Raw genomic sequence first — 24,896 nt, 5'->3', positions numbered from 1 at the left:
GCTGCGAGTGCGCGCATGGCGCGGGTGCATCATGCGCCTGTCGCCACCGCGAGACTCCTCCATGAAACGCTTGCTGCTGTCATCGCTGGGACTGGCCGCGCTGCTGGCCGGCTGCGCCAGCAACCGGATCAGCGACGACGAGCGCTTGGCGCTGTACCGCGCCCACGCCGCCGCGCCGGTGCGCGACTTCCAGTACTTCAACCGGCTCAGCGGCTGGACCGCGCTCGGCGATAGCGCGCTGGCGGTGTGGACCCGGCCGAACCAGGCCTATCTGCTGGAGCTGAGTGGCCGCTGCGCCGATCTGGACTTCGCGCCGACGATCGCCATCACCCATTTCAGCGACCGGGTGTCGGCGCGTTTCGACGACGTGCTGGTGATCGGCGGCAGCCCGGGCGCGATCCGCCTGCCGTGCCGCATCCAGAGCATCCGCCCGCTCGACATCAAGGCGCTGCGTATCTCGGAACAGGAATTGCGCGAGGCCAAGGTGCAGGAGCGGGTGCAGCGGCAGGCGCCGGCGCAGTAGCGGCGGCGTCAGGCGGGTTGCGGTCGGTGTCGAATAGGGGCGCAGCTTGTAGGAGCGGCTGCGGCCGACGAGCTTTGCGGATGGGTTCTGTCGCGGCTGAAGCCGCTCCTACAGGGGCTTGGCTTGCCTGGGCTCAGGATTCCTGCTCGGGTTCTACGTAGCCCTCGGGCTTGGGCGCGCCGCCCTGGAACAGGAATTTTTCCAGCTCCGCTTCCAGGAACGCGCGGTGCTTGGGATCGCGCGGCGATAGCCGGTTCTCGTTGATCAGCATGGTCTGGTGCGCCAGCCATGCCTGCCAGCCGGCCTTGCCGATCTGCGCGAACACGCGCTGGCCGAGTTCGCCGGGATACGGCACGTAGTCGAGGCCTTCGGCGTCGCGTTGCTGGTACTGGCAGAAGACGGTGCGGGGCATGGCGGTTCCTGGTGGCGCGGCGGGGGCGACGATCAGAGGCCGTCGAGCAGTTTGCGGATCGGGGCGGGCAGGCCGAGTGCGGACAGGTCGGCACGCGCCACCCAGCGCAGGTCGTCATTGTCGCGTACCGCGTCGCGCAAGGCGACCTTGCGCAGGCGCAGCGGCTGCAGGTGCAGGCGATAGTGGCTGAAGGTATGCACGATCGGCGGCATCGGCTCGGCCGCGTCGAAGTCGCGGCCGCGGGTCTGCCGTTCGAACCAGGCGCGCAGTTCGCTCTCGCTCTCGGCCTGCGGCAGCGTCCACAGCGAGGCCCAGATGCCGCTCGGCGGGCGCCGTTGCAGCAGCAACTCGCCGGCGGCGTTTTCCAGCAGCAGCGCCAGCGCCTCGCGTTCGGGCAGGGTCTTGCCCGGTTTCGGTGTGGGCAATGCCTCGACAAGGCCGTCGCGGCGTGCCACGCAGTCGTGCTGCAGCGGACACAGCACGCAGGCCGGGTTGGCGCGGGTGCACAGGGTGGCGCCGAAATCCATCTGCGCCTGGGTGTAGTCGGCCATGCGCCCGTCGGCGACCGCGGCCACGTGCGCTTCGGCGATCGCCCACAGCGGCTTCTCCACTGCCGGCAGGCCGGGATAGCCGGCGATGCCGTGGTAGCGGGTCAGCACGCGCTTGACGTTGCCGTCCAGGATCGGGAAGCGGTCGTTCCAGGCCTGGCTGAGGATCGCGCCGGCGGTGCTGCGGCCGATGCCGGGCAGCGCGTGCAGCGCATCGAAGTCGCGCGGCAGCTCGCCATCGTGCAGCTCCACGCAGCGTTTGGCCGCGGCATGCAGATTGCGCGCGCGGGCGTAGTAGCCCAGGCCGGCCCATTGCGCCATCACCGCATCGGTGTCGGCCGCGGCCAGGTCGGGCAGGGTCGGGAAGTGCTGCAGGAAGCGCAGGAAGTACGGGATCACCACCGCGACCTGGGTCTGCTGCAGCATGATTTCCGACAGCCACACGCGATACGGGCTGCGCGGATGCTGCCAGGGCAGGTCGTGGCGGCCGCTGCGGTCGAACCAGGCGAGCAGGCGGGAGGGAAAGCTGTCTGGGGGCTGGCGCATGCTGGCATCGAGTGGTTCCTTCTCCCACCGGGAGAAGGTGCCCCGAAGGGGCGGATGAGGCTACGGAGCGAAGCCTCGTGGATCCAAATCAGCGGGACGCTTTTCGCGCCGTACCCTCACCCCCAACCCCCGGCCCGCGCCCGCGGCGCGCACGCTCCAGAGCACGCGCGCCAGTGGCGCGCAAGCCGTACCCTGTCGCCCCGGTGGGAGAGGGGCTCAAGGTCAGGCGCCCAGCGCTTCCGGCAACAAGGCGTCGACGAAGGCTTCCGCGTCGAAGACGCGCAGGTCTTCCGGGCGCTCGCCGATGCCGGCGTAGCGGATCGGGATGCCGAACTCGCGTGCCAGTGCGAACACCACGCCGCCCTTGGCGGTGCCGTCGAGCTTGGTCACCACCAGCCCGGTGACGCCGACCGCGGCATGGAACTGGCGCAGTTGCGATAGCGCGTTCTGGCCGGTGGTGCCGTCGATGACCATCAGCACTTCGTGCGGCGCGGCCGGGTCGAGCTTGCCGAGCACGCGGCGGATCTTGCCCAGTTCGTTCATCAGCCCGGTCTGGGTGTGCAGGCGCCCGGCGGTGTCGGCGATCAGCACTTCGGTGCCGCGCGCCTTGCCGGCCTGCAGCGCGTCGAACGCGACCGAGGCGGCGTCGGCGTTCTGGCCCTGTGCGATCACGGTGACGCCATTGCGATCGCCCCAGGCCTGCAGCTGCGCCACCGCGGCGGCGCGGAAGGTGTCGCCGGCGGCCAGCATCAGGCTGTGGCCGTCGTCCTTGAAACGCTTGGCCAGCTTGCCGATGGTGGTGGTCTTGCCGACGCCGTTGACGCCGACCGTGAGCACCACGAAGGGCTTGGCGCTGCGGTCGATCTGCAGCGGTTTGGCGACCGGCTGCAGGATCGCGATCAGGTCGGCGCGCAGCGCCCGCAGCAGCGCCTGCGCATCGACGAATTCGCGCGCCTTCATGCGCTTGCGCAGGTTCTCGATCAGCGCGGTGGTCGCCGGCACGCCGACGTCGGCGCTGATCAGCGCGGTCTCGATCTCGTCGAGCAGGTCGTCGTCGAGCTTGGGATTGCGCGAGAACAGGCCGCCGAAGCTGCGTGCGATGGTGCTGTTGCGCAGGCGTTCGCGCCAACCGGACTTGCCGGCCGCGGCCGCGGGCAGCGCGTCGGCGCGCACGTCGAACGCGGCGGCGAAGGCCGCGGCCGGATCGGGAAGCGGCGCCGCCGCAGCCGGGGTCGCCGCGGGCGCCGGCACGTGCACCTCGGGCGGCGGCGTGGGTGCCTGTGGCGGGCCGGGGATGGGATCGGACGCGACCGTGGGCGCCTCGCGCAGGGCGACGGGCGCGGCTACCTCCGGCGGCGGCGATGCCGGCGCGGCTTCGGCCGCGGGCGCAGCAAGTGCGGCCGGCGTTGGTGCCGGCGTGGCGGCCTCGCCGGCCGGCTTGGGGAAGGCGGCGGCCAGTTCCTCGATGCTGTAGCGCTGGGCGCCGCGGCTATCGCCAGCGTGGTCCTGTGGCTTGTTGCGGCGGAATAGGCTGACCATGGATAACGCGTGTACCGGAAACGGGGAATGCTACCACTGGGCGGGACCGGGGACCGGAGACCCGGGACCGGGGGGGAGGACAGGCAGTTCATTTCCGCGTGATGGTCGTGCATACGAGGCGCCTCAGGCCATGCCGAGCGCGTGTCGCCTCACCTCGCGCAGCCTGCTTTTCCGGGTCCCGGGTCCCCGGTCCCCGGTCCCGCCTCCACTAGAGCTTCCCCTTCATCGACCGATAATCCCGCGGAGTCATGCCCACCGTGGCCTTGAACTGGCGCGCGAACGCGCTCTGGTCGGCGAAGCCGCAGGCCTGGCCGATGCTGGCGATGCTGTCCTCGCCATGCAGCAGGCGCATCGCCGCTTCGATGCGCATCTTGGTCAGCAACTGCTGCGGGGTCAGCTGGAACACGCGGCGGAAGTGCCGTTCCAGCTGCGCCACCGACAGTTCCGCCAGGTCGGCCAGGGTCTGCACGCGCAGGTTGTCGCCATAGTGGGTCTGCATGTGCTCCATCGCGCGGCTGATGCGTTCGTAGGCCGAATGGCGGTTGTCGGGCTGGCCCAGGTCGCGGGAGATGCCGACCACGCCGATCACCTCGTCGTGCTCGCACAGCGGGCGCTTGAAGGTCAGGCACCAGCCCGGGGTGCGGTTCGGGAACAGGTGCACTTCCAGCTGGTTCTCGATCATCTCGCCGCACAGCACGCGCCGGTCCTGCATCACGTAGCTGCCGCCCAGCGGCAGCGGGAACACTTCCAGCGCCGATTTGCCGATCAGGTCGGCACGGTATTTCTTGCCAAGACGCCGCACCAGGGTCAGGTTGACGTGGGTATAGCGGCCGTCGCGGTCCTTGACGAAGAACACCACGTCCGGCAACGCGTCGAACAGCGTCTGCATTTCCAGCGCGGAAATCAAAGTATCCATCTGCACTCACCGGGCGGTAGTAGGCTGCGGCGGCAGGCAAGCCGCGGCAAGCCCACCCCTGTTTGTCGATCCTAGCCTAAGTCGGGCCTTCCAGGACGTTCGGGTTGTGCGAACTTCCGCATTTATGACAAACAAACGCTGCTAGCCGCCAGTGGCCCGGAATGTGAGCATGGACCAATGCATACACTCGATGTGATCGACTCGCATACCGGCGGCGAACCGACCCGTGTCGTCGTCGCTGGCTTCCCCGACCTGGGCACCGGCCCGCTGGCACAGCGGCGCGATCTGTTCCGCGAGCGCTTCGATCGCTGGCGCAGCGCCATCGCTTGCGAGCCGCGCGGCTCGGACACCATGGTCGGCGCGCTGCTGCTGCCGCCGATCGCGGCCGATGCCTGCGCCGCGGTGATCTTCTTCAACAACGTCGGCTACCTGGGCATGTGCGGCCACGGCACCATCGGCCTGGTGCGCACGCTGGCCGAACTGGGCCGGCTGGCGCCGGGGAAGCACCGCATCGAGACCCCGGTGGGGACGGTCGGGGTGGAACTGCACGGCGACGGCCGGGTCTCGGTGGACAACGTGGAAAGCTATCGCCACGCCGCCGGCATCGAGGTGCAGGTGCCCGGCTACGGCCGCGTGCGCGGCGACGTGGCCTGGGGCGGCAACTGGTTCTTCATCACCGAGCAGACGCCGTGCGCGCTGGAGCTGCGCAACCAGCGCGCGCTGACCGCGTACACCGAAGCGCTGCGGCTGGCGCTGGAGGCGGCCGGCATCCGCGGCGCCGACGGCGGCGAGATCGACCATATCGAGATCAACGGCCTGGCGCCTGGCGCCGGCGCCGATGCGCGCAACTTCGTGCTGTGCCCGGGCCTGGCCTACGACCGCTCGCCGTGCGGCACCGGCACCAGCGCCAAGCTGGCGTGCCTGGCCGCCGACGGCAAGCTGGCGCCCGGCCAGGTATGGCGCCAGGAAGGCATCCTCGGCAGCCTGTTCGAAGGCAGCTACGTGCCTGGCAGCCGCGGCGTGCTGCCGCGGATCACCGGGCAGGCGCATCTCACCGCGCGCGCGCAGTTGCTGATCGATGCGCAGGATCCGTTCGCCTGGGGCATCGGCGCCGGATGAGCGGCTTCGACCTGATCGTCGTCGGCGCCGGCATCGTCGGCGCGGCCTGCGCCGATGCGGCCGCGGCGGCCGGGTTGCGGGTGGCGATCGTCGAGTCGGGCACGATTGGCGGCGGTTCCACCGCTGCGGCGATGGGCCATCTGGTGGCGATGGACGAGGATCCCGCGGAACTGGCGCTGTCGGCGTATTCGCTGCGCCTGTGGGAAGAATTCGCGCACTTGCCGGCGGCCGAGTTCAGCCGCTGCGGCACGCTGTGGGTGGCGCGGCAGGCGCATGAGCTGGAGGCGATCCCGGCCAAGATCCAGCGCCTGGCGGCGGCCGGCGTGCACGCCGAGGCGATCGATGCCCAGGCGTTGTACCGGCTGGAACCGGCGCTGGTGCCGGGGCTGGCCGGCGGCATGCGGGTGGCCGCCGAAGCGGTGGTGTATCCGCCGCGGATGGCGCGGCACCTGGTCGAGCGGGCGCTCGCCGCCGGTGCGCAGCTGTATGCCGGGTACCGCGCGCTGACGCTGGCCGGCGGCGGCGTGCTGCTGGACGACGGCAGCCGGCTGAGCGGGCCGGTGCTGGTCGCCACCGGCTGCGCGTTGCCGGAGTTGCTGCCGGAATTGCCGATGCGTGCGCGCAAAGGTCAACTGGTCATCACCGACCGCTATCCCGGCTTCGTCGGCCACCAATTGCTGGAGCTGGGCTATGCCGATAGCGCGCACGGCAGCGACGGCAGCAGCGTGGCATTCAACGTGCAGCCGCGGCCGACCGGGCAAATCCTGATCGGCTCCTCGCGCGAGTTCGATGCCAACGACCGCAGCGTGTCGATGCCGATGCTGCAGCGCATGCTCGAGCGCGCGTTCGGGTTCCTGCCGGCGTTGCGCCAGCTGCAGGCGATCCGGGTCTGGACCGGGCTGCGTCCGGCCACGCCCGACGGCCGTCCCTACCTGGGCGCGGTGCCGGAGCGCGACGGCGTCTGGGTCGCGGCCGGCCACGAAGGCTTGGGCGTGACCACCGCGCTGGGCAGCGCGCGCTTGCTGCTGGATCTGCTGCTGCAGCGCACCCCTACGCTGGATCCGGCGCCGTTCGCGCCGGCACGGGCGCTGTCGTGAGCGCGCCGATGCTGCGCCTGCACGTCAATGGGCAGACCGTCGAGGTGCTGGACGGTAGCAGCGTGGCCGCGGCGGTGGCGCAGGTGGCGGTGCATTTCCGCCGCTCGCGCAGCGGCCAGCCGCGCGCGCCGCTGTGCGGCATGGGCGTGTGCAGCGAATGCCGGGTGCGCATCGACGGCGTCGGCCAGTTGCGCGCCTGCATCACCCCGGTACGCGCCGGCATGCAGGTGTGGACCGATGGCTGAGCCGCGCGCGCTGCACTACGACGTGGTCGTGGCCGGTGCCGGTCCGGCCGGACTGGCGGCGGCGCTGGCCGCGGCCGGGCATGGCCGGCGCGTGGCTCTGGTCGATCTGCAGGCGCGTGCCGGCGGCCAGATCTGGCGTCACGACGTGGCCCATGCGCCGCCGAAGCTGGCTGCGCGCGTGCTGGCGCAGCTGGCGGCGAGCAAGATCGAATTTCTGGCGCAGACCCAGTTGCTGATGGCGCAGGACCGGCAACTGCTGGCCGATGGCCCGCAGGGCGCGCGCTGGATCGGTTACGACGCGCTGGTGCTGGCCACCGGCGCGCGCGAATTGCTGCTGCCGTTCCCCGGCTGGACCCTGCCCGGCGTCACCGGCGCCGGCGGCGCGCAGGCGCTGGCCAAGCAGGGCTGGCCGCTGGCCGGCAAGCGCGTGTTGGTGGCCGGCAGCGGTCCGCTGCTGCTGGCCAGCGCGGCGACGCTGCGCCGCCACGGCGCGCAGGTGCTGGGCATCGTCGAACAGGCCTCGCTGCGCAACCTGGCCGGCTTCGCCGCGCAACTGCCGTGGCGCTGGCCGGACAAGGCGCTGCAGGCGCTGAGCGTGCGCGCGCAGTTGGCCGGCGTCGCCTATCACAGCGGCAGCGTGGTGCTGTCGGCGCATGGCGACGGCCAGCTGCAATCGGTGCAGATCGACGGCCCGCGGGGCCGCCGCCGCATCGACTGCGAGCAGCTGGCGGTCGGCTATGGACTGGTGCCGAACGTGGAGCTGGCGCAACTGCTCGGCTGCCGGCTGGCGCGCAGCGGGGCGCATCCGTGCGTGGCGGTGGACGCGTACTTGCAGACCAGCGTCGCCGGCGTGTACGCCGCCGGCGAGGCGCTGGGCATCGGTGGCCGCGATTGCGCGCGCGTCGAAGGCGCCATCGCCGGGCATCTGGCGGCCGGTCAGGGCGCCGCGGCGCAGGCCTTGCAGCCGCAGCGGCGGCGCGCACGCGCGTTCGCCGCGCTGCTGCAGCGCCAGTTCGCGCTGGACCCGCGCATCCACGCGCTGGCCGCAGCGGATACGCTGGTGTGCCGCTGCGAAGACGTGCCGCTGTCGGCCTTGCGCGGCCATGCCGACCTGCGCGACGCCAAGCTGGTGTCGCGCTGCGGCATGGGCGCCTGCCAGGGCCGCATCTGCGGCAGCGCGCTGACCGAGCTGGGCCTGGCGCCGCGGCACGACGATTTTTCCGACGACGGCCGCCGGCCGCCGCTGTTCCCGGTGCGCCTGGACGCGCTCGCCCGATCGCTTCCCGATCCACTGCTTCCCGAACCTCCACTCACAACCCTCGACAAGGTGTAATCCCATGAGCAAGGCTTCTTTCTGGTACGGCGTGCTGCCGGCCATCACCACTCCGTTCAACGCCGACGGCAGCATCGACCACGCGTTCCTTGCCAAGCATGCGCAGGTCATGGTCGACGCCGGCTGCACCGCGATCGTGCCGCTGGGCTCGCTCGGCGAGGCCGCCACGCTCAGCTTCGACGACAAGGTCGCGATCCTGAAGACCCTGGTGCAGGCGCTGGACGGCCGCATCCCGGTGGTGCCGGGCATCGCCGCGCTGTCCACCGACGAGGCCGTGCGCCTGGCGCAGGCGGCTAAGCAGGTCGGTTGCGGCGGCATCATGGTGCTGCCGCCGTACGTGTACTCCACCGACTGGCGCGAGATGGGCGCGCATGCGCGTGCGGTCATCGCCGCCACCGACCTGCCGGTGATCCTGTACAACAACCCGGTCGCCTACAAGACCGATTTCAGCCCGGCGCAGATCGCCGAGCTGGCCGCCGAATTCCCGAACCTGCAAGCGGTCAAGGAATCCTCCGGCGACGTGCGCCGTTTCGCCGCGCTGGGCGAGCTGCTCAACGACCGCCTGGTGCTGCTGGTGGGCATGGACGATGCGATCGTCGAAGGCATCAGCATGGGCGCCCAGGGCTGGATCGCCGGCCTGGTCAATGCGTATCCGAAGGAGTCGGTGAAGCTGTTCGAGCTGGCCCGCGACGGCGGCTACCCGGCGGCCAAGGCGCTGTACGACTGGTTCCTGCCGCTGCTGCGGCTGGACACCGTGCCCAAGTTCGTGCAGTTGATCAAGCTGGTGCAGGAGAAGGTCGGCCTGGGCAGCGAGCGCGTGCGCGCACCGCGCCTGGTCGTCGACGGCGCCGAGCGCGAAGCGGCGCTGAAGGTGATCGACCACGCCATCGCCACCCACCCCGGGCTCTGAGATGAGCATGCAGCCGCTGTTGCTTGCCGGCCGTTGGCAGCCCTCGCTTGAAGCGCGCGGCAGCTTCCGCGCCGAAGATCCGCGCGACGGCAACGCGTTCGGCCCGGAGTTCCCGGTCAGCGGCGCCGCCGACCTGGAAGCGGCGTTGAGCGCGGCGGTGCTGGTCGCCGACGCGCTGGCCGCGGCCGCGCCCGAGCGCATCGCCGGCTTCCTCGACAGCTACGCCGCGGCGATCGATGCCGACGTGGAGCAGTTGGTCGCACTGGCGCATGCCGAGACCGGCTTGCCGGTCGAACCGCGCCTGGCCAAGGTGGAGTTGCCGCGCGCCAGCGGCCAGCTGCGCCAGGCCGCGCAGGCGGTGCGCAGCCATAGCTGGACGCAGCCGGTGATCGATACCGCAGCCGGCCTGCGCGCGCAGCTGGGGCCGCTGCACAAGCCGGTGCTGGTGTTCGGCCCGAACAATTTCCCGTTCGCGTTCAATGCGGTGGCCGGCAGCGATTTCGCCTCGGCCATCGCCGCGCGCAATCCGGTCATCGCCAAGGCGCATCCGTCGCATCCGGCCACCAGCCAGCGCCTGGCCCAGCTCGCGCACCAGGCGCTGCTGGACAACGGCCTGCCGGCCGCGGCGGTGCAGTTGCTGTACCACTTCGACAACACGCTGGGCCTGGAACTGGCCGGCGATCCGCGGCTGGGCGCGGTCGGTTTCACCGGTAGCCGTGCCGGCGGACTGGCGCTGAAGGCCGCGGCCGACCGTTCCGGGGTGCCGGCCTACGTCGAGCTGTCCAGCGTCAATCCGGTGTTTTTGCTGCCGGGCGTGCTGGCCGAACGCGGTGCGGCGCTGGCACAGGAATTCTTCGCCTCGTGCACGATGGGCAGCGGCCAGTTCTGCACCAATCCGGGCATCGTGGTGGTGCCCGAGGGCGAGGCCGGCGATGCGTTCGTCGCCGCGGCCAGCGCGCACTTCGCCGCCGCTGCGCCGAGCCTGCTGTTCTCGCGCGGCGTGCTCGAGCACCTGCAGCGCGGCGTGCTCACGCTGCGCAATGCCGGCGCCAGCGTGCTGGCCGGCGGCGAAGCCGCGCCGGCGCCGGGCTACCGACATGCGCCGACCCTGCTGGCGGTGTCGGCGCAGGCCTTCCTGCAACAGCCCGAGGCGCTGCAGACCGAGGCGTTCGGCCCGGTCAGCCTGGTGGTGCGCGCCGCCGGCCTGGCGCAGATGACCGCGCTGGCGCACAGCCTGGAGGGCAACCTCACCGGCACCGTGTACCGTGCCGCCGACGGCAGCGACGACGTACTATTCGCCGCGCTGGCCGCTGCGCTGCGGCCGCGGGTCGGACGCCTGATCTGCAACAAGATGCCGACCGGCGTGGCGGTCAGCGCGGCGATGAACCACGGCGGGCCGTACCCGAGCACCGGCCATCCGGGGTTCACCGCGGTCGGCATGCCGGCCGCGATCCGCCGTTTCGCCGCGTTGCACAGCTACGACGGGCTGCCCGATGCGCTGCTGCCGGAACTGCTGCGCGACCGCAATCCCGGCGGCGTGCAACGGCTGATCGACGGCCAGTGGAGCAGTGCCGACGTGGAGCGCACTGCATGAGCGCAACCGCGCAGCAGATCGGCGGGCTGAGCCTGGCCATGGCGCATGCGCAGCTGGCGCCGTGGCCGACGCCGGCGCCGCCGATCCAGCCGCAGGAATACCAGCAGCGGCTGGCACGGGCGCGCGAGTTGCTGCGCGCGCAGGGCGCCGATGCGCTGCTGATCGGCGCCGGCGCCTCGCTGCGCTATTTCACCGGCGTGGCGTGGGGCGCCAGCGAGCGCCTGGTGGCGATGCTGCTGACCGCCGAAGGCGATCCGCTGCTGATCTGCCCGGCGTTCGAGGAAGGCTCGCTGGACGCGGTGCTGCGCATTCCGGTGCGCAAGCGGCTGTGGGAAGAACACGAGGACCCGCACGGGCTGGTCGCCGAGGCGCTGAGCGAACTCGGCGCGCAGGCGCTGGCGCTGGATCCTGGCATCGCTTTCGCCGTGCACAGCGGGCTCAGCGCGGTGCTGGGCCGGGTCGCGATCCGCGACGCGACGCCGATCGTGGATGGCTGCCGCATGCGCAAGTCGGCGGCGGAACTGGCGTTGATGCAGCAGGCCTGCGACATGACCCTGCAGGTGCAGCGGCTGGCCGCCGGCCTGATCCACGACGGCATCACCACCGCCGAGCTGGTGCGCTTCATCGACCAGGCGCATCGCGCGCTCGGCGCCGACAACGGCTCCACCTTCTGCATCGTGCAGTTCGGCCATGCCACCGCCTACCCGCACGGCATTCCCGGCGTACAGGCCTTGCGTGCGGGCGAACTGGTGCTGATCGATACCGGCTGCACCGTGCACGGCTACCACTCCGACATCACCCGCACCTACATCTTCGGCGAACCGAGCGAGAAGCAGCGGCGCATCTGGCAGCTGGAGCACGACGCGCAGGCGGCCGCGTTCGCCGCGGTGCGTCCGGGCGTGAGTTGCGCGGCGGTGGACCAGGCCGCGCGCGAGGTGCTGCAGGCGGCGGGCCTGGGCCCGGACTATCGGCTGCCGGGATTGCCGCACCGCACCGGCCACGGCTGCGGCATGAGCATCCACGAGGCGCCGTACCTGGTGCGCGGCAATGCCTTGCCGCTGGCGCCGGGCATGTGCTGCAGCAACGAGCCGATGATCGTGGTGCCGGGCGAGTTCGGCGTGCGCCTGGAAGACCATTTCTACGTTACCGAACACGGCGCGCAGTGGTTCACGCCGCCGTCGCCGGCGATCGACCGGCCGTTCGCCTGATGCGCGCGGCGGCCGCCGGCGCGGCGCCGCCGCAGAGGTTCCATTCGCTTACCGGAGTCCGTCGATGAGATTCGCCCGCCTGTTCGTCCCCTGCGCGCTGGCTGCGGCATTGCTGGCCGCCTGCCAGCCGGCCACGCCGCCCGCGTCGCCGCAGCCGGCGGCCGCGGCGGGCGCACCGGCACAGCAGCCGGGCCAGGCCTTCGCCGCCTTGCTCGACGCGCAGTGGCAGTACCAGCTCGAACACCATCCGGAGTTCGCCAGCATCATCGGCGACACGCGCTACAACGACCGCTGGAGCGATTATTCGCCGGCGGCGCTGCAGGCCGAGCGGCAGGCCACCGCGGATTTCCTGACGCGTTTCGAGGCGATCGACGGCAAGGCGCTGTCGGCGCAGGACCAGCTGAGCCTGCAGATGATGCTGCGCCAGTTGCGCGACCGGCTGGAAGCGATCGCGCTGAAGAACGACGAGATGCCGCTGGAGCCGGTCGGCGGCATCCAGCTTGCGTTGCCGGGTTATGCGCAGGCGTTCCCGTTCGCCAGCGTCAAGGACTACGAGGACTACATCAAGCGCCTGCAGGCAATCCCGGCCTTGCTCGACCAGGTGGTAGCACTTTCGCGGGCCGGCGCCAAGGACGGGCTGGTGCAGCCGAAATACCTGCTCGAGCGGATCCCGGCGCAGGTGCGCGCGATCGCCGCGCCGGCCGGCGCCGATAGCCCGTTCGCGCTGCCGCTGAAGAATTTTCCCGACACGGTGCCGGCGGCCGAGCGCACGCGCCTGCGCGCGGCCATGCTCGCGGCGATCGACCAGCAGGTGCGTCCGGCCTACGCCAGGCTGGCCGATTTCGTCGCCGACGAATACGCGCCGCAGGGCCGCGCGCAGGAAGGGCTGTGGTCGCTGCCCGATGGCGAGCGCCGCTACCGCTATGCGATCCATACCCAGACCACCACCGACAAATCGCCCGAGCAGATCCACCAGATCGGCCTGGCCGAAGTGGCGCGCATCGAGGGCGAGATGAGCGCCATCGCCAGCCAGCTCGGCTATGCCGACCTGGCCGCGCTGCGCAAGGCGGTGGCGCGCGACCGCAAGTTCTTCGCCAGCTCGCGCGAGCAGATCCTGCAGCGCTACCGCGACGACATCGCGCAGATGCAGCCGCAACTGCCCAAGCTGTTCGGCCACTTGCCGAAGACGCCGCTGGAAGTGCGTGCGATGGCCGAGTTCCGCAGCACCGCGCCGGGCGCCGAGTACTGGCAGAGCGATGCGCAGGGCAGCAAGCCGGCGCTGGTGATGGTCAACACCAGCGACTACGCGCAGCGTACCCTGGTCAACATCGAGGCCACCGCGTATCACGAGGGCGTGCCCGGCCATCACCTGCAGATCTCGCTCGCGCAGAGCCTGCCGTTGCCGCCGTTCCGCCAGCAATCCAGCTACAACGCCTACGTCGAAGGCTGGGCGCTGTATGCCGAGCGGCTGGGCAAGGACGTGGGGTTCTACAAGGACCCGTACAGCGACTACGGCCGCCTGTCCGGCGAACTGCTGCGCGCCAACCGCCTGGTGCTGGACACCGGCGTGCACTACAAGCGCTGGACCCGGCAGCAGATGATCGCGTTCTTCCACGCGCATCCGTCCGACGACGAGCCCAGCATCCAGGCCGAGACCGACCGCTACATCGTGTGGCCGGGCCAGGCGCTGGGCTACAAGCTCGGCGAGCTGGACATCCTGGCGCTGCGCGAGAAGGCCAAGCGCGCACTCGGCGCACGCTTCGACATCCGCGCCTTCCACGACCAGATCCTCGGCGGCGGTGCGCTGCCGCTGGATCTGCTCGACGCCCGCATCGACGCCTGGATCGCGCAGGCCAAGGCCGGCGCATCCGCCACTCCGGAGAAACCGCAATGAGCCCGACCTCCCGACGCCGTGCGCCGCTGCTGCTGGCCATGCTGTGCGCGCTGGCAGGGCAGGGCGTGGCCACTGCCGCCGAACCCGCGCGACCGGCGGCCGCAGCGGCCGGCAGCGACGCCGCCGCACGCTTCAAGGCGCTGTACCTGCGCGAGTGGACATGGCGCCAGCAGCAGTCCGCCGGCGCCGACGACGAAGACAGCCAGGGCCAGGCCGCCGACCATTTGCCGAAGGTGGATCCGGCCACCCAGGACCAGCGCACCGCGTACTGGCAGCAGGCGCTGCGCGAACTGGAGGCGATCGCCCCGGCGCAGCTGTCGGCGCAGGACCAGGTGAACTACCAGGTCTACCGCCAGCAGTTGCAGGTGCTGCTCGACCAGCAGCATTTCCGCGCCTGGGAGATGCCGTTCAACAGCGACAGCGCGTTCTGGAGCGACCTGGGCTTCACCGCGCGCAGCACCCTGCACAGCCGCCAGGACTACCAGCGCTACCTCGGCCAGCTGGCCGACATTCCGCGCTACTTCGACGAGCAGATCGCCAACATGCGCGCCGGCCTGGCGCGCGGTTTCGCGCAGCCGAAGGTCACCCTCGACGGCCGCACCGAGTCGATCGCCGAAGTGGCGCAGGCGCAGGGCGAGGACAACCTGTTCTACGCCCCCTTCAAGCAGATGCCGGCGACGATTCCCGCCGCGGTGCAGGCGCAGCTGCGTGCGCAGGCGCAAGCGGCCATCGCCAAGCAGGTGGCGCCCGCCTACGCCAAGCTGCTGCGCTTCATGCGCGAGGAATACCTGCCCAAGACGCGCCCGGCGCTGGCCATCGAGTCGGTACCCGACGGCGCCGCCTACTACCGTGCGCAGATCCGCGAATACACCACGCTGGACATGACCCCGGAACAGATCCACGAGGTCGGCGTTAAAGAAGTGGCGCGCCTGCGCAAGGAGATGGACCAGACCATCGTCGACAGCGGCTTCAAGACGCCGGCCGGGCAGCAGACCTTCCCCGCGTTCCTGAATTACCTGCGCACCGATCCGCGGTTCTACGCCAAGACCCCGCAGGAACTGCTGAAGGACGCGGCCTGGATCGCCAAGCGGGTGGACGCCAAGGTCGGCGACTACATCGGCCGCCTGCCGCGGCGCCGCTTCGCGATCGAACCGGTGCCGGCGGAACTGGCGCCGTTCTACACCGGCGGCCGCGGCGGCCCTGGCATCTACCTGGTCAACACCTACGACCTGCCGTCGCGCCCGCTATACAACCTGACCGCGCTGACCCTGCACGAGTCCTCGCCCGGCCACGCGCTGCAGATGCCGCTGGCGGCCGAGCAGGACAACCTGCCGGACTTCCGCCGCTACACCTTCATCTCCGCCTACGGCGAAGGCTGGGCGGTGTATTCGGAGTACCTGGGGCAGGAGATGGGCCTGTACGACACGCCGTACGACCGCTTCGGCTACCTGACCTACCAGATGTGGCGCGCATGCCGGCTGGTGATCGACACCGGCATCCACCACTACGGCTGGACCCGCGAGCAGGCGCAGGCGTACCTGCGCGACAACACCGCGCTGAGCCAGCATGAGGTCACCACCGAAGTCGACCGCTACATCGCCTGGCCGGGGCAGGCGCTGTCCTACTACCTGGGCGAACTGAAGATCATCGCGTTGCGACGCAAGGCCGAGGCCGCCCTGGGCGAGAAATTCGACATCCGCGCCTTCCACGACGCGATCCTGGAAACCGGCTCGGTGCCGCTGCCGGTGCTGGAGCAGCGCATCGATCGTTTCATTGCAGAGGGCGGGAAGTCGCCGTGGGGCGCCGCCACGGACACACCGATGGCGCCATGACGAACGCGTCGCCACGCGCCTGGATGGCGAACGGCCCTTGTCGCGGTTCGCTGCCATGGTGCGTGCCGCGTCGTACCGGCGATCAGCCACCTCAACCACGAGCAGCGGGGGCACCATGACCACACAAGGCAAGTTCCACAAGCGTCTGAGCCTGACCGACCTGACCTTCATCGGGCTCGGTTCGATCTTCGGCTCCGGTTGGCTGTTCTCGGCCAGCCATGTGTCGGCCATCGCCGGCCCGGCCGGCATCGTGTCGTGGATCGCCGGCGGCGTGGCGGTGCTGCTGCTGGGCCTGGTGTATTGCGAACTGGGCGCGGCGCTGCCGCGTGCCGGCGGGGTGGTGCGCTACCCGGAGTATTCGCACGGCGCGCTGCTCGGCTGGCTGATGGGCTTCATCACCCTGATCGCGTTCTCCAGCCTGATCGCAATCGAGGTCGAGGCGGCGCGGCAGTACGCCGCGGCCTGGTTCCCCGCGTTGAACCAGGCCGGCAGCACCCATCCCAGCGTGGCCGGCTGGCTGCTGCAGCTGGCGCTGCTGCTGGCGTTCTTCCTGCTCAACTACTTCAGCGTCAAGACCTTCGCCACCGCCAACAACATCGTCAGCGTGTTCAAGTTCCTGGTGCCGCTGCTGGTGATCGTGCTGCTGATGGCCCACTTCAATCCGCAGAACCTGCATGTGCAGGGCTTCGCGCCATCGGGCGCGTCCGGCGTGGAGGCGGCGATCTCGGCCGGCGGCATCATCTTCGCCTACCTGGGGCTGACCCCGATCGTGTCGGTGGCCAGCGAGGTGCGCGATCCGCAGCGCAACATCCCGATCGCGCTGATCCTGTCGGTGGCGCTGTCCACGGTGATCTACGTGCTGCTGCAGCTGGCGTTCCTGGGCAGCGTGCCGACCGCGTACCTGAGCCAGGGCTGGGGTGGCATCGACAAGGCGTTCGCGCTGCCGTACCACGACATCGCGCTGGCGCTGGCGCTGGGCATGGGCTGGCTGGCGGCGCTGGTGATCTGCGATGCGATGATCTCGCCCAGCGGCACCGGCAACATCTACATGAACGCCACGCCGCGCGTGGTCTACGGCTGGGCGCGCAGCGGCGGCTTCCTGTCGGTGCTGACCCGGGTCGATGCCAAGTCCGGCATTCCGCGTCCGGCGCTGTGGCTGAGCCTGGCGCTGTCGGTGTTCTGGACCCTGCCGTTCCCGTCGTGGGACACGCTGATCCAGGTGGTATCGGCGGCGCTGGTGCTGAGCTATGCGGTGGCGCCGGTGACCGTGGCGGCGTTGCGCCGCAGCGCGCCGCAGTTGCCGCGGCCGTTCCTGCTGCGCGGTTTTGCCCTGCTCGGGCCGCTGTCGTTCATCGTCGCCGCGCTGATCGTGTACTGGTCCACCTGGAGCACGCTGTCGTGGCTGCTCGGCCTGCAGGTGGCGATGTTCGCGCTGTACGTGCTGTACAAGCTGCCGAGCGCGGCCGGACGCGCACAGCTGTGGCGGCAGGTGCGCGGCGCGCTGTGGCTGATCGGGTTCTTCGTGCTGGTGCTGCTGGTGTCCTACCTGGGCAGCTTCGGCGGCACCGGCCAGATCGCGCATCCCTGGGACACGCTGAGCGTGGCGGTGATCGCGTTCGGTTGCTACCACTGGGGCGCGCGCACCGGCTTGCGCAGCGACCAGCTGGCGCTGGAAGAGGACGACGGGGAGTAGGGGGCGCTCGCTTGTGTAGGAGCGGCTTCAGCCGCGACAGAACGTGCTGACACATCCTGTCGCGGCTGAAGCCGCTCCTACAGAAGACGCTGTATCAGGGGATATCGGAACGCAATGAACAGATTCGCTGCATCGATCGTGCTGGCCGCGGTGTCCTTCGCCGGCCACGCCCAGGCCGCGCCGAGCGTGGCCGACTACCAGCGCTCGCTCGGCCTGCGCGAGGCGTGGATGACGCTGACCGAGAACGTCGCCTGGCCGGCGCAATGGCGCGACGATGGCACGTTCTATTACCGCAAGACGGTGCCCGGCGGCTTCGCCTTCGTGCGCGAGGACGTGGCCACTCAAAGCAAGCAGCCGGCATTCGATGCGCTGCGGCTGGCGCGCGGGCTGAGCGCCGCGGCCGGGACCGAGTACCCGGCGCTGCGCCTGCCGTTCGAGCGCTTCGGCTATGCGGCCGATGCCGGCCGCGACAACGCCGCGATCGCGTTCCAGATCGACGACGCGGCGTGGCGCTGCACGTTGACCGACTACGTGTGCGCGCGCGCGGACACCGGCCCGCAGCCGCGGCCGCGCGGCTTCGGCGTGGTCCGCGATCCGGCGGTGGCCGCCGACAACACGCCGCGGCGCTCGCCGGACGGACGCTGGGACGCGTTCGCCGACGGTCACGATATCGTGCTGCGCAGCGTCGCCGACGGCCATGTGCTGCGCCTGAGCGCCGACGGCCGCGCCGACGATTTCTACGATCCGGAAACGCTGGCCTGGTCGCCGGATGCGCAGCGGCTGGCGGTGTACAAGGTGCGTCCGGGGTTCGCGCGGCGGGTGACCCGGGTGGAGGCGGCACCGCCGGGTGGCGGCCAGCCGCGCGTGCGCACCCAACTGTATCCCAAGCCCGGCGATGCGGTGGATATCGAGCGGCCGGTGCTGTTCGATCTGGCCGGGCTGTCCGCCAACGCCGGCGCGCGGCGTATCGTCATCGACGACGCGCTGTTCGCCAATCCGTACCAGCTGTCGCCGATTCAGTGGCGCACCGACGGCCGCAGCTTCGTGTTCGACTACGTGCAGCGCGGTTTCCAGCGCATGCGCGCGATCGCGGTGGACGCGGCCAGCGGCCGCGCACATGTGGCGGTGGGCGAGGACGCCAGGACCTTCGTCTACGCCGACCGCAGCTACCGCCACGACGTGGACGGACTCGGCAAGGAAATCCTGTGGATCTCCGAGCGCGACGGCTGGCGCCATCTCTATCTGTTCGATGGCGAAAGCGGCAAGGTCAAGACGCAGATCACCAAGGGCGCGTGGATCGTGCGCGACGTGCTGCGCGTGGACGATGCGCAGCGCCGTATCTGGTTCTCCGCCAGCGGCATGGACGCGGGCAAGGACCCGTACTACCGGCAGCTGTTCGCGGTGGATTTCGACGGCCGCCACCTGACCCGGCTGACCACGGCCGACGCCGACCACGACGTGGCCATCGCCGACGACGGCCGCCACTACGTGGACACCTATTCGCGCCCGGACCTGCCGCCGCTGATGGAGCTGCATGCCATCGACGGCACCCTGCTGCAGGTGGTGGAGCGCGGCGACATCGGCAAGCTGCAGGCCGCCGGCTGGCGCGCGCCGCAGACCTTCGTGGCCAAGGGCCGCGACGGCCGTAGCGACATCTGGGGCATGGTGGTGCGCCCGCGCGACTACGACCCGCACAAGCGATACCCGGTGATCGAGAACATCTACGCCGGCCCGCACGACAGCTTCGTGCCCAAGACCTTCTGGCCGTTCGGCTACCACTCCGGCGGCGACAAGCAGATCGGCATGCAGGCGCAGGCCGACCTGGGTTTCATCGTGGTGATGATCGACGGCATGGGCACCGCCAACCGCTCCAAGGCGTTCCACGACGTGGCCTGGAAGAACCTCGGCGATTCCGGTTTCCCCGACCGCATCGCCTGGCACAAGGCGCTGGCGGCCAAGGACCCGTCCTACGATATCTCCCGCGTCGGCATCTACGGCGCCTCGGCCGGCGGGCAGAGCACGCTGGGCGCGCTGGAACGGCATCCGGACTTCTACAAGGTGGGCGTGGCGTTCGCCGGTTGCTACGACAACCGCATGGACAAGATCAGCTGGAACGAGCAGTGGATGGGCTGGCCGGTGGACGCCAGCTACGCTGCCGCCTCCGGCGTGGACAACGCGGCCAGGCTGCGCGGCGAACTGCTGTTGATCGTCGGCGAGCAGGACAGCAACGTCGATCCGGCCTCGACTGCGCAGGTGGTGGATGCGCTGATCAAGGCCGGCAAGGAGTTCGACCTGTTGAACGTGCCCGGCGGCGAGCATACCGTGGGCCGTTCCAGCGGTCCGATCGACTACGTGCAGCGGCGCCAGTACGACTTCTTCGTGCGGCATCTGCTGGGCGTGCCGACGCCGCGCTGGAATGGGATGTCCCCAGGAGACGCGCAATGACCGAACGCCATCCGCACGCCCTTGTAGGAGCGGCTTCAGCCGCGACAAATGTTCCCGAAATCGGAATCTCCCCGGCGCCGGTGTCGCGGCTGAAGCCGCTCCTACATAAAGCGTCGTCAATTGTCCGGTACGCCATGCTGGCCATGCTGCTGCCGCTGCTAGCCCACGCCGAAGAAATGCCCCGCTACGTCAGCCGCGACGGCCACCACGCGCTGTTCGTCGATGGCGCGCCGTACAGCATCATGGCCGCGCAACTGCACAACTCCAGCGCCTGGCCGCAGGTATTGCCGCAGGCGCTGGATGCGGTGCAGGCGCTGCACGCGAACACGGTCGAGGCGCCGGTGTACTGGGAACAGTTCGAACCGGCGCCGGGCCGCTACGACTACCGCAACGTCGATGCGCTGGTCGAGCAGAGCCGCGCGCGCGGGCTGCGCCTGATCGTGCTGTGGTTCGGCACCTGGAAGAACGGGCAGATGCACTACGTGCCGGAATGGATCAAGCGCGATCCGGCCACGTATCCGCGCATGCGCGATGCCAAGGGCGAACCGGTGGACGTGCTGTCGCCGCATGCGCCGGCCAACCTGCAGGCCGATGCGCGCGCCTTCGCTGCGCTGATGCAGCACCTGCGCAAGATCGACGCCGGCCGCTACACGGTGATCGCGGTGCAGGTGCAGAACGAACCCGGCGCGATCGGTACCGTGCGCGACCATGGCGCCGCCGGCGAGCGTGCGTTCGATGCCGCAGTGCCGGCGGAAGTGCTGCAGCGGCTGGGCAAGCCGGCCGGCAGCTGGCGCCAGGTGTTCGGCAGCGATGCCGAGGAAATGTTCAGCGCCTGGAGCAACGCCAGCTACATCCAGCGGGTCGCCGCCGCCGGCAAGGCCGCGTATCCGCTGCCGCTGTACGTGAACACCTGGCTGCGCTACAAGGGCCGGACCAAGCCCGGCGAGGAATACCCGGCCGGCGGCGCCACCTGGAACGTGTTCGACCTGTGGCGCCTGGCCACGCCGGCGATCGACTTCATCGGCACCGACATCTACACCAGCGACTACGACGAATACACCAAGGTGGTCGGCCAATACGCACGCGCCGACAACCCGGCCTGGGTCTCGGAGACCGGTTTCGAGGCGGCCACCGCGCCGTACCACTTCCACGTGCTCGGCCGCGGCGGCATCGGCTTCTCGGTGTTCGGCATCGATGGCAACCAGGACACGCCGGAGAACCAGGCCGCGATCGCCGCGCATGCGGCCGGCTTCGGTCTGCTGGCGCCGCTGCAGCGCGAACTGGCCGCCGGCGCCTTCGCCGGGACGTTGCAGGCGGCGGTGGAGAAGCAGGGCATGCCGAAGCAAAGCCTGCGCTTCGGGCCATGGCAGGCGCAGGTGTCGTTCGGCGCGCCGGGCTGGGGCGAGGCGCCGGCGATCCTGCCTGGCACGGCGCAGCACGACGGCCGCGCGCTGGTGCTGGAACTGCAGCCGAACGTGTTCCTGGTCACAGGATTAAATTCCCGCGTTGAATTTGTGCGCGACCGGGCCGATGGCAAATACGGGCAACTGCTGCGCGTGGAGCAGGGCCGCTACGTCGATGGGCAGTGGCGGTTCGTGCGCCTGTTGAACGGCGACGAGACCGATTACGGGCTCAACTTCCGGCGCCGCGATCCCTACGTGCTGCGGGTGACCTTGGGAACCTACTGACCTTGCGGCCGCGCTGCGACCGCCCAATGAGCAAACGCGCATGAGTTCCATCGCCTCGGTGTCCTCGATCGCCCTGTCCGGCATGCGCGCCGCCGCATCCGGCCTGCAGGCGCGTGCCAACAATGTCGCCAACGCCGCCACCGAAGGCTTCCAGCGCCAGGTCACGGCCAACCAGGAAACGCCCGGCGGCGGCGTGAGCGTGCAGGTGCAGGCCGCGGGCGGCGAGGGCAGCGACCTGGTCGACGACATGGTCGGCGGGCTGTCCGCGCGCAACGATTTCCAGGCCAACGCGCGGGTGCTGCGCGCGGCCGACGACACCGTCGGCAGCCTCCTCGACGTCCTGGCCTGAAGCCGCGGCCACTCCCTTCTCCCTCCGGGACCATGGCCCCCTTCTTGGCGGATGGTGTCCCGAAGGGGCGGATGAGGGTATGGGCGCAGCCTCGCGCACCTGCTCCTGTGCAACCCCCACGAGCAAGCACGAAGCCCAGCGAAGCTCCTGGGCCGCACCCAACGCTATGCAATTTTCCGCACCGATCCTCGACACAGCGCACAAGACGTGGCTGCGCCTGCGGCGCACGATGATGCGCTATTGCTCATCGGGGGACGGTACATGGATCGCAGAGATTTCCTGCGTCAGGGATTGGCGGTCGGCGCAGTCGCCGGTGTCGAAGCCCTGGCCGGCGGCATCTCCGCGCCCGCCAACGCCGCGCCGTCCACGCCGCCAGCGCCGGCGGCGCCACGCCTGCAGCCGCTGGCCGCCGATGCGCTCGCCGGCCACACCCTGCAGTGCCGCTTCACCGAGGCCGGCGCGCAGTGGCAGGTGTACGAAGACCTGCGCCGCGCCGACGGCGACCTGACCCTGCTCGGCCCCGGCGGCGCGCTGGTGCTGGGCAAGCGCACCGAAGCGGTCTACCCCAGCGCGCAGGCGCCGTACTTCGGCATGCAGCTGGCCGAGGTGGCGATGGCCGAGGCCGACCTGCTCGCCGACCGCCTGCTGCGCGACGGCGACCCGCGCGCCGACGAAGTGCGCGACGCGGCGCCGCCGCCGGCCTCGCAACTGGATCCCAAGGACTACAACGGTCGCCTGCCGTGGACCACCTTCGTCGGCACCCGCGAATGCGCCGACACCATGCCGGTGTATCCGGACGGCCGCACCCGCTGCTATCGCGCGCTGCACGCCTTCCCCGAGCTGGGCAAGGCCGAGCTCGTCGCCCGCCGCCACGAGGGCCTGATCGGCGGCTGGATGCCGGCGGTGCGCAAGGTGGTGCCGGCCGGCGAGGGCCGCTACTACGACGTGCTGCTGTTCGCCGACGTGCTCGCCAGCGATCGCTTCATCGTGCAGACCTGGCATCGCAGCGCGCTGGTCGAGCACGGCCAGGTGACCAAGGTGGTGTACGGCTACAGCTATCCCGACTATCCGCCGCGGCGCGGCCCGCGCAGCGCCGAGGACTTCTACCGCGGCCTGCTGGCCTTCGCCGGCTACTGGCAGGGCCTGCTCGCCGACACCGTGCAGGCGCGGCTGCCCGACGCCAGCTGGAGCGACATGGCGCGCTTCGCCTTCGCCCGCGAACTGGTGGTGCGCCCCGGCGGCACCTATCCGAAGTACGGCGCGGTCGATCGCGACTACTACGGCAATGAATACGACGGCTTCCAGGACACCTTCACCAGCTCGCTGTATGCGAACCTGGAGTGGGGCCGCTTCGCCCAGGCCGCGGCGGTGCTGGACGGCTATTTCAGCGACTTCGTGCAGGACGACGGCATGGTCAACATGCGCGGCGCGGAGACCGGCCAGTTCGGCCTGACCCTGTCGCTGCTGGCGCGCTACCTGCACTACACCGGCGATGCGGCACTGCTGCGCAAGCACCGCGGCAAGATCGCCGCCACCGCGCAGATCTTGCTGGAGCTACACGAGGCCAGCCTGCAGCTGCCGGCCAAGGCGCCCGGGCATGGCCTGATCCACGGCTGGAACGAATCCGACGCCTGTCTGTTCCCGGATCCGACCCTGTGGTGGAAGCCGTACTACGCCAACAGCGCGCTGGCGATCCGCGGCTGGCAGGACATCGCCGCGGTGTGGACCGCGATCGCCGGGCCGGGCGCACAAGCTGCCGCGGTGCAGTGGCAGCGGCGCGCGCAGCAACTGACCGCGCAGTTGCACAAGACCCTGCGCGCCAATATCCGCCGCGACCTGAAGCCGGCCTACATCGGCCCGCTGCCGGGCGTGAAGCTGACCTTCCGCCAGTCGCTGCAGCAGGAGAGCCCCAGCGAGCAGGGCTGGCCGCACCGCGCCTACGCCGAACTGCTGCAGGCCGACGTGCTGCCCGCCGACCTCGCGCACCTGGTCATCGACTGCGTGCGCGGCCATGGCGGCACCAGCCTGGGCGTGGTCGGCAACATCGCTCCGCCCACCCCGGAAGGGCGCGACCTGCTCGGTTTCATTTCCTACGGCTACGCGCAGCAGCTGCTGCGCCTGGACCGGATCGAGGAATACCTGCTGTTCCTGTACGCGCACCGCTACCACGTGCATACGCGCGGCAGCTGGACCGCGGGCGAGGTCAGCGGCATCACCGGCGGCATGCCGCTGTTCTGCATCCCGGCGCAGATGACCATCCCGCTGCTGCTGCGCTGGATGCTGGTGTTCGAGGACAGCGCCGGCGAGGCGCTGTTCCTGGCGCGCGCGCTGCCGCGCGACTGGCTGGGCAGCGGCGAGCCGATCGCGATCGCCGCCGCGCCGACCCGCTGGGGCGCGGTGTCGCTAAGCCTGCGCGGCGATCCGGCCAGCAAGCGCATCGACGGTACGCTGACCCTGCCGGCGCAGGCGCCGGCGCGGACCTGGCTGACCCTGCGCGTGCCGGCCGGCACGCAGTTGCGCGAGGTGCTGATCGACGGCCGCGCGGCGGCCTTGTCCGGGCCGCGCAAGGAACGCGTGCAGGTGCCTGCCGGTGCGGCGCGGCAAATGACGATTTCAGCTGTCTACGGCTGAGTGGTGAAAAAGTCGGAAACGTGCCGTCGGGCGTCGCGAAGTGCGATATTCCGCACGTTTGACCGATAAATAAGACAAGACGAAGCCGTTACGATACGCGCACATTGTGTCGGTGCAATGAAGCCTCCGGGGGAGATTCCTGCACGATGCAGCGCCGCACGCAGCGGCGACGGCAGCAGCTTGCGCTGCCGCCACGCACTGCGCGCGACGCCCTATTCCGTCTCGCCAACGATCGCTGGCGATGGGGACGGCGGCCCGGGGAAGGGCAGCCGTCCCTGCTGCCGCCATGCATCGCCGCTCAGGAGAATCCGATGACGTCTTTGTCCGAACGCGCTGCGCCGCTGTTTCCGTCTGCATGGCGCCGCGCGCAGCGG

At 70.4% G+C, this 24,896-nt stretch carries 19 protein-coding genes; 15 read left to right on the top strand and 4 right to left on the bottom strand.

Going from position 1 to position 24,896, the window contains the following annotated elements:
- The first annotated feature begins 61 nt into the window (after positions 1-61).
- Positions 62-523 (top strand): DUF6491 family protein, encoded by a 462-nt coding sequence (locus tag KHF85_RS12870; protein ID WP_284566966.1) that lies wholly within the window; start codon positions 62-64, stop codon positions 521-523.
- 133 nt (positions 524-656) lie between these two features.
- On the opposite strand, the gene KHF85_RS12865 is transcribed toward KHF85_RS12870, so the two are convergent.
- From KHF85_RS12865 to KHF85_RS12850, 4 genes are all read right to left on the bottom strand, one after another.
- Positions 657-935, bottom strand: a complete 279-nt coding sequence (locus KHF85_RS12865; RefSeq protein ID WP_053834411.1) for an oxidative damage protection protein — start codon at positions 933-935, stop codon at positions 657-659.
- Between the two features lie 32 nt (positions 936-967).
- Positions 968-2,029 carry an A/G-specific adenine glycosylase gene (gene mutY, locus KHF85_RS12860; RefSeq protein ID WP_284566965.1) on the bottom strand — a complete coding sequence of 354 codons (1,062 nt, stop codon included), beginning with the start codon at positions 2,027-2,029 and terminating at the stop codon, positions 968-970.
- Positions 2,030-2,251: 222 nt separating this feature from the next.
- Positions 2,252-3,568, bottom strand: a complete 1,317-nt coding sequence (gene ftsY, locus KHF85_RS12855) for a signal recognition particle-docking protein FtsY (RefSeq protein ID WP_284566964.1) — start codon at positions 3,566-3,568, stop codon at positions 2,252-2,254.
- A gap of 208 nt (positions 3,569-3,776) precedes the next feature.
- Complete coding sequence (locus KHF85_RS12850; protein WP_284566963.1) at positions 3,777-4,484, bottom strand: AraC family transcriptional regulator; 708 nt, start codon at positions 4,482-4,484, stop codon at positions 3,777-3,779.
- A 177-nt stretch (positions 4,485-4,661) separates the two neighbouring features.
- Between KHF85_RS12850 and KHF85_RS12845 the strand changes: the two genes are divergently transcribed.
- From KHF85_RS12845 to KHF85_RS12780, 14 genes are all read left to right on the top strand, one after another.
- Positions 4,662-5,603, top strand: a complete 942-nt coding sequence (locus KHF85_RS12845; RefSeq protein WP_284566962.1) for a 4-hydroxyproline epimerase — start codon at positions 4,662-4,664, stop codon at positions 5,601-5,603.
- Entirely contained in the window at positions 5,600-6,700 is a 1,101-nt protein-coding gene (locus tag KHF85_RS12840; protein WP_284566961.1) for an NAD(P)/FAD-dependent oxidoreductase, read from the top strand. The genes KHF85_RS12845 and KHF85_RS12840 overlap by 4 nt, the downstream gene beginning before the upstream one ends.
- Positions 6,701-6,708: 8 nt before the next feature.
- Positions 6,709-6,945, top strand: a complete 237-nt coding sequence (locus tag KHF85_RS12835) for a (2Fe-2S)-binding protein (protein ID WP_284569553.1) — start codon at positions 6,709-6,711, stop codon at positions 6,943-6,945.
- Complete coding sequence (locus KHF85_RS12830) at positions 6,938-8,278, top strand: NAD(P)/FAD-dependent oxidoreductase (protein ID WP_284566960.1); 1,341 nt, start codon at positions 6,938-6,940, stop codon at positions 8,276-8,278. Before KHF85_RS12835 ends, KHF85_RS12830 begins: the two co-directional genes overlap by 8 nt.
- 4 nt (positions 8,279-8,282) lie before the next feature.
- Positions 8,283-9,188 (top strand): dihydrodipicolinate synthase family protein, encoded by a 906-nt coding sequence (locus KHF85_RS12825; protein WP_003475399.1) that lies wholly within the window; start codon positions 8,283-8,285, stop codon positions 9,186-9,188.
- A 1-nt stretch (position 9,189) separates the two neighbouring features.
- Complete coding sequence (locus KHF85_RS12820; protein WP_284566959.1) at positions 9,190-10,782, top strand: aldehyde dehydrogenase family protein; 1,593 nt, start codon at positions 9,190-9,192, stop codon at positions 10,780-10,782.
- The gene (locus tag KHF85_RS12815; RefSeq protein WP_284566958.1) at positions 10,779-11,990 is read left to right on the top strand and encodes a M24 family metallopeptidase; all 1,212 of its coding nucleotides are present in this window, start codon (positions 10,779-10,781) and stop codon (positions 11,988-11,990) included. Before KHF85_RS12820 ends, KHF85_RS12815 begins: the two co-directional genes overlap by 4 nt.
- A gap of 64 nt (positions 11,991-12,054) precedes the next feature.
- Positions 12,055-13,884: a DUF885 domain-containing protein gene (locus tag KHF85_RS12810; RefSeq protein WP_284566957.1), complete on the top strand. Its 1,830-nt coding sequence runs from the start codon at positions 12,055-12,057 to the stop codon at positions 13,882-13,884.
- Between the two features lie 38 nt (positions 13,885-13,922).
- Positions 13,923-15,716, top strand: a complete 1,794-nt coding sequence (locus KHF85_RS12805) for a DUF885 domain-containing protein (protein WP_409976704.1) — start codon at positions 13,923-13,925, stop codon at positions 15,714-15,716.
- 115 nt (positions 15,717-15,831) lie between these two features.
- On the top strand, positions 15,832-17,409 hold the full coding sequence (locus KHF85_RS12800; protein WP_284566955.1) for an APC family permease: 1,578 nt from the start codon (positions 15,832-15,834) through the stop codon (positions 17,407-17,409).
- Between the two features lie 114 nt (positions 17,410-17,523).
- Complete coding sequence (locus KHF85_RS12795) at positions 17,524-19,854, top strand: S9 family peptidase (protein WP_284566954.1); 2,331 nt, start codon at positions 17,524-17,526, stop codon at positions 19,852-19,854.
- Between the two features lie 134 nt (positions 19,855-19,988).
- Complete coding sequence (locus tag KHF85_RS12790; RefSeq protein ID WP_284566953.1) at positions 19,989-21,542, top strand: DUF5597 domain-containing protein; 1,554 nt, start codon at positions 19,989-19,991, stop codon at positions 21,540-21,542.
- Positions 21,543-21,582: 40 nt separating this feature from the next.
- Positions 21,583-21,891 carry a flagellar basal body rod C-terminal domain-containing protein gene (locus KHF85_RS12785; RefSeq protein ID WP_284566952.1) on the top strand — a complete coding sequence of 103 codons (309 nt, stop codon included), beginning with the start codon at positions 21,583-21,585 and terminating at the stop codon, positions 21,889-21,891.
- Positions 21,892-22,152: 261 nt separating this feature from the next.
- Positions 22,153-24,522: a Tat pathway signal protein gene (locus KHF85_RS12780; RefSeq protein ID WP_284566951.1), complete on the top strand. Its 2,370-nt coding sequence runs from the start codon at positions 22,153-22,155 to the stop codon at positions 24,520-24,522.
- Positions 24,523-24,896: the final 374 nt, after the last annotated feature.

This window comes from Xanthomonas graminis pv. graminis (genome assembly GCF_030168915.1).
In the GTDB taxonomy this organism is placed as follows: Bacteria; Pseudomonadota; Gammaproteobacteria; order Xanthomonadales; family Xanthomonadaceae; genus Xanthomonas_A; species Xanthomonas_A translucens.
The sequence above is the reverse complement of the archived record's forward strand: the minus strand, read 5'-3'. Positions and strand labels throughout refer to the sequence as shown.

Excerpts from the sequence above, each read along its gene's own strand:
- KHF85_RS12870 (WP_284566966.1), top strand. The coding sequence starts at position 62 with ATGAAACGCTTGCTGCTGTCATCGCTGGGACTGGCCGCGCTGCTGGCC.
- KHF85_RS12865 (WP_053834411.1), bottom strand. The coding sequence starts at position 935 with ATGCCCCGCACCGTCTTCTGCCAGTACCAGCAACGCGACGCCGAAGGC.
- mutY (WP_284566965.1), bottom strand. The coding sequence starts at position 2,029 with ATGCGCCAGCCCCCAGACAGCTTTCCCTCCCGCCTGCTCGCCTGGTTC.
- ftsY (WP_284566964.1), bottom strand. The coding sequence starts at position 3,568 with ATGGTCAGCCTATTCCGCCGCAACAAGCCACAGGACCACGCTGGCGAT.
- KHF85_RS12850 (WP_284566963.1), bottom strand. The coding sequence starts at position 4,484 with ATGGATACTTTGATTTCCGCGCTGGAAATGCAGACGCTGTTCGACGCG.
- KHF85_RS12845 (WP_284566962.1), top strand. The coding sequence starts at position 4,662 with ATGCATACACTCGATGTGATCGACTCGCATACCGGCGGCGAACCGACC.
- KHF85_RS12840 (WP_284566961.1), top strand. The coding sequence starts at position 5,600 with ATGAGCGGCTTCGACCTGATCGTCGTCGGCGCCGGCATCGTCGGCGCG.
- KHF85_RS12835 (WP_284569553.1), top strand. The coding sequence starts at position 6,709 with ATGCTGCGCCTGCACGTCAATGGGCAGACCGTCGAGGTGCTGGACGGT.
- KHF85_RS12830 (WP_284566960.1), top strand. The coding sequence starts at position 6,938 with ATGGCTGAGCCGCGCGCGCTGCACTACGACGTGGTCGTGGCCGGTGCC.
- KHF85_RS12825 (WP_003475399.1), top strand. The coding sequence starts at position 8,283 with ATGAGCAAGGCTTCTTTCTGGTACGGCGTGCTGCCGGCCATCACCACT.
- KHF85_RS12820 (WP_284566959.1), top strand. The coding sequence starts at position 9,190 with ATGAGCATGCAGCCGCTGTTGCTTGCCGGCCGTTGGCAGCCCTCGCTT.
- KHF85_RS12815 (WP_284566958.1), top strand. The coding sequence starts at position 10,779 with ATGAGCGCAACCGCGCAGCAGATCGGCGGGCTGAGCCTGGCCATGGCG.
- KHF85_RS12810 (WP_284566957.1), top strand. The coding sequence starts at position 12,055 with ATGAGATTCGCCCGCCTGTTCGTCCCCTGCGCGCTGGCTGCGGCATTG.
- KHF85_RS12805 (WP_409976704.1), top strand. The coding sequence starts at position 13,923 with ATGCTGTGCGCGCTGGCAGGGCAGGGCGTGGCCACTGCCGCCGAACCC.
- KHF85_RS12800 (WP_284566955.1), top strand. The coding sequence starts at position 15,832 with ATGACCACACAAGGCAAGTTCCACAAGCGTCTGAGCCTGACCGACCTG.
- KHF85_RS12795 (WP_284566954.1), top strand. The coding sequence starts at position 17,524 with ATGAACAGATTCGCTGCATCGATCGTGCTGGCCGCGGTGTCCTTCGCC.
- KHF85_RS12790 (WP_284566953.1), top strand. The coding sequence starts at position 19,989 with ATGCTGGCCATGCTGCTGCCGCTGCTAGCCCACGCCGAAGAAATGCCC.
- KHF85_RS12785 (WP_284566952.1), top strand. The coding sequence starts at position 21,583 with ATGAGTTCCATCGCCTCGGTGTCCTCGATCGCCCTGTCCGGCATGCGC.
- KHF85_RS12780 (WP_284566951.1), top strand. The coding sequence starts at position 22,153 with ATGGATCGCAGAGATTTCCTGCGTCAGGGATTGGCGGTCGGCGCAGTC.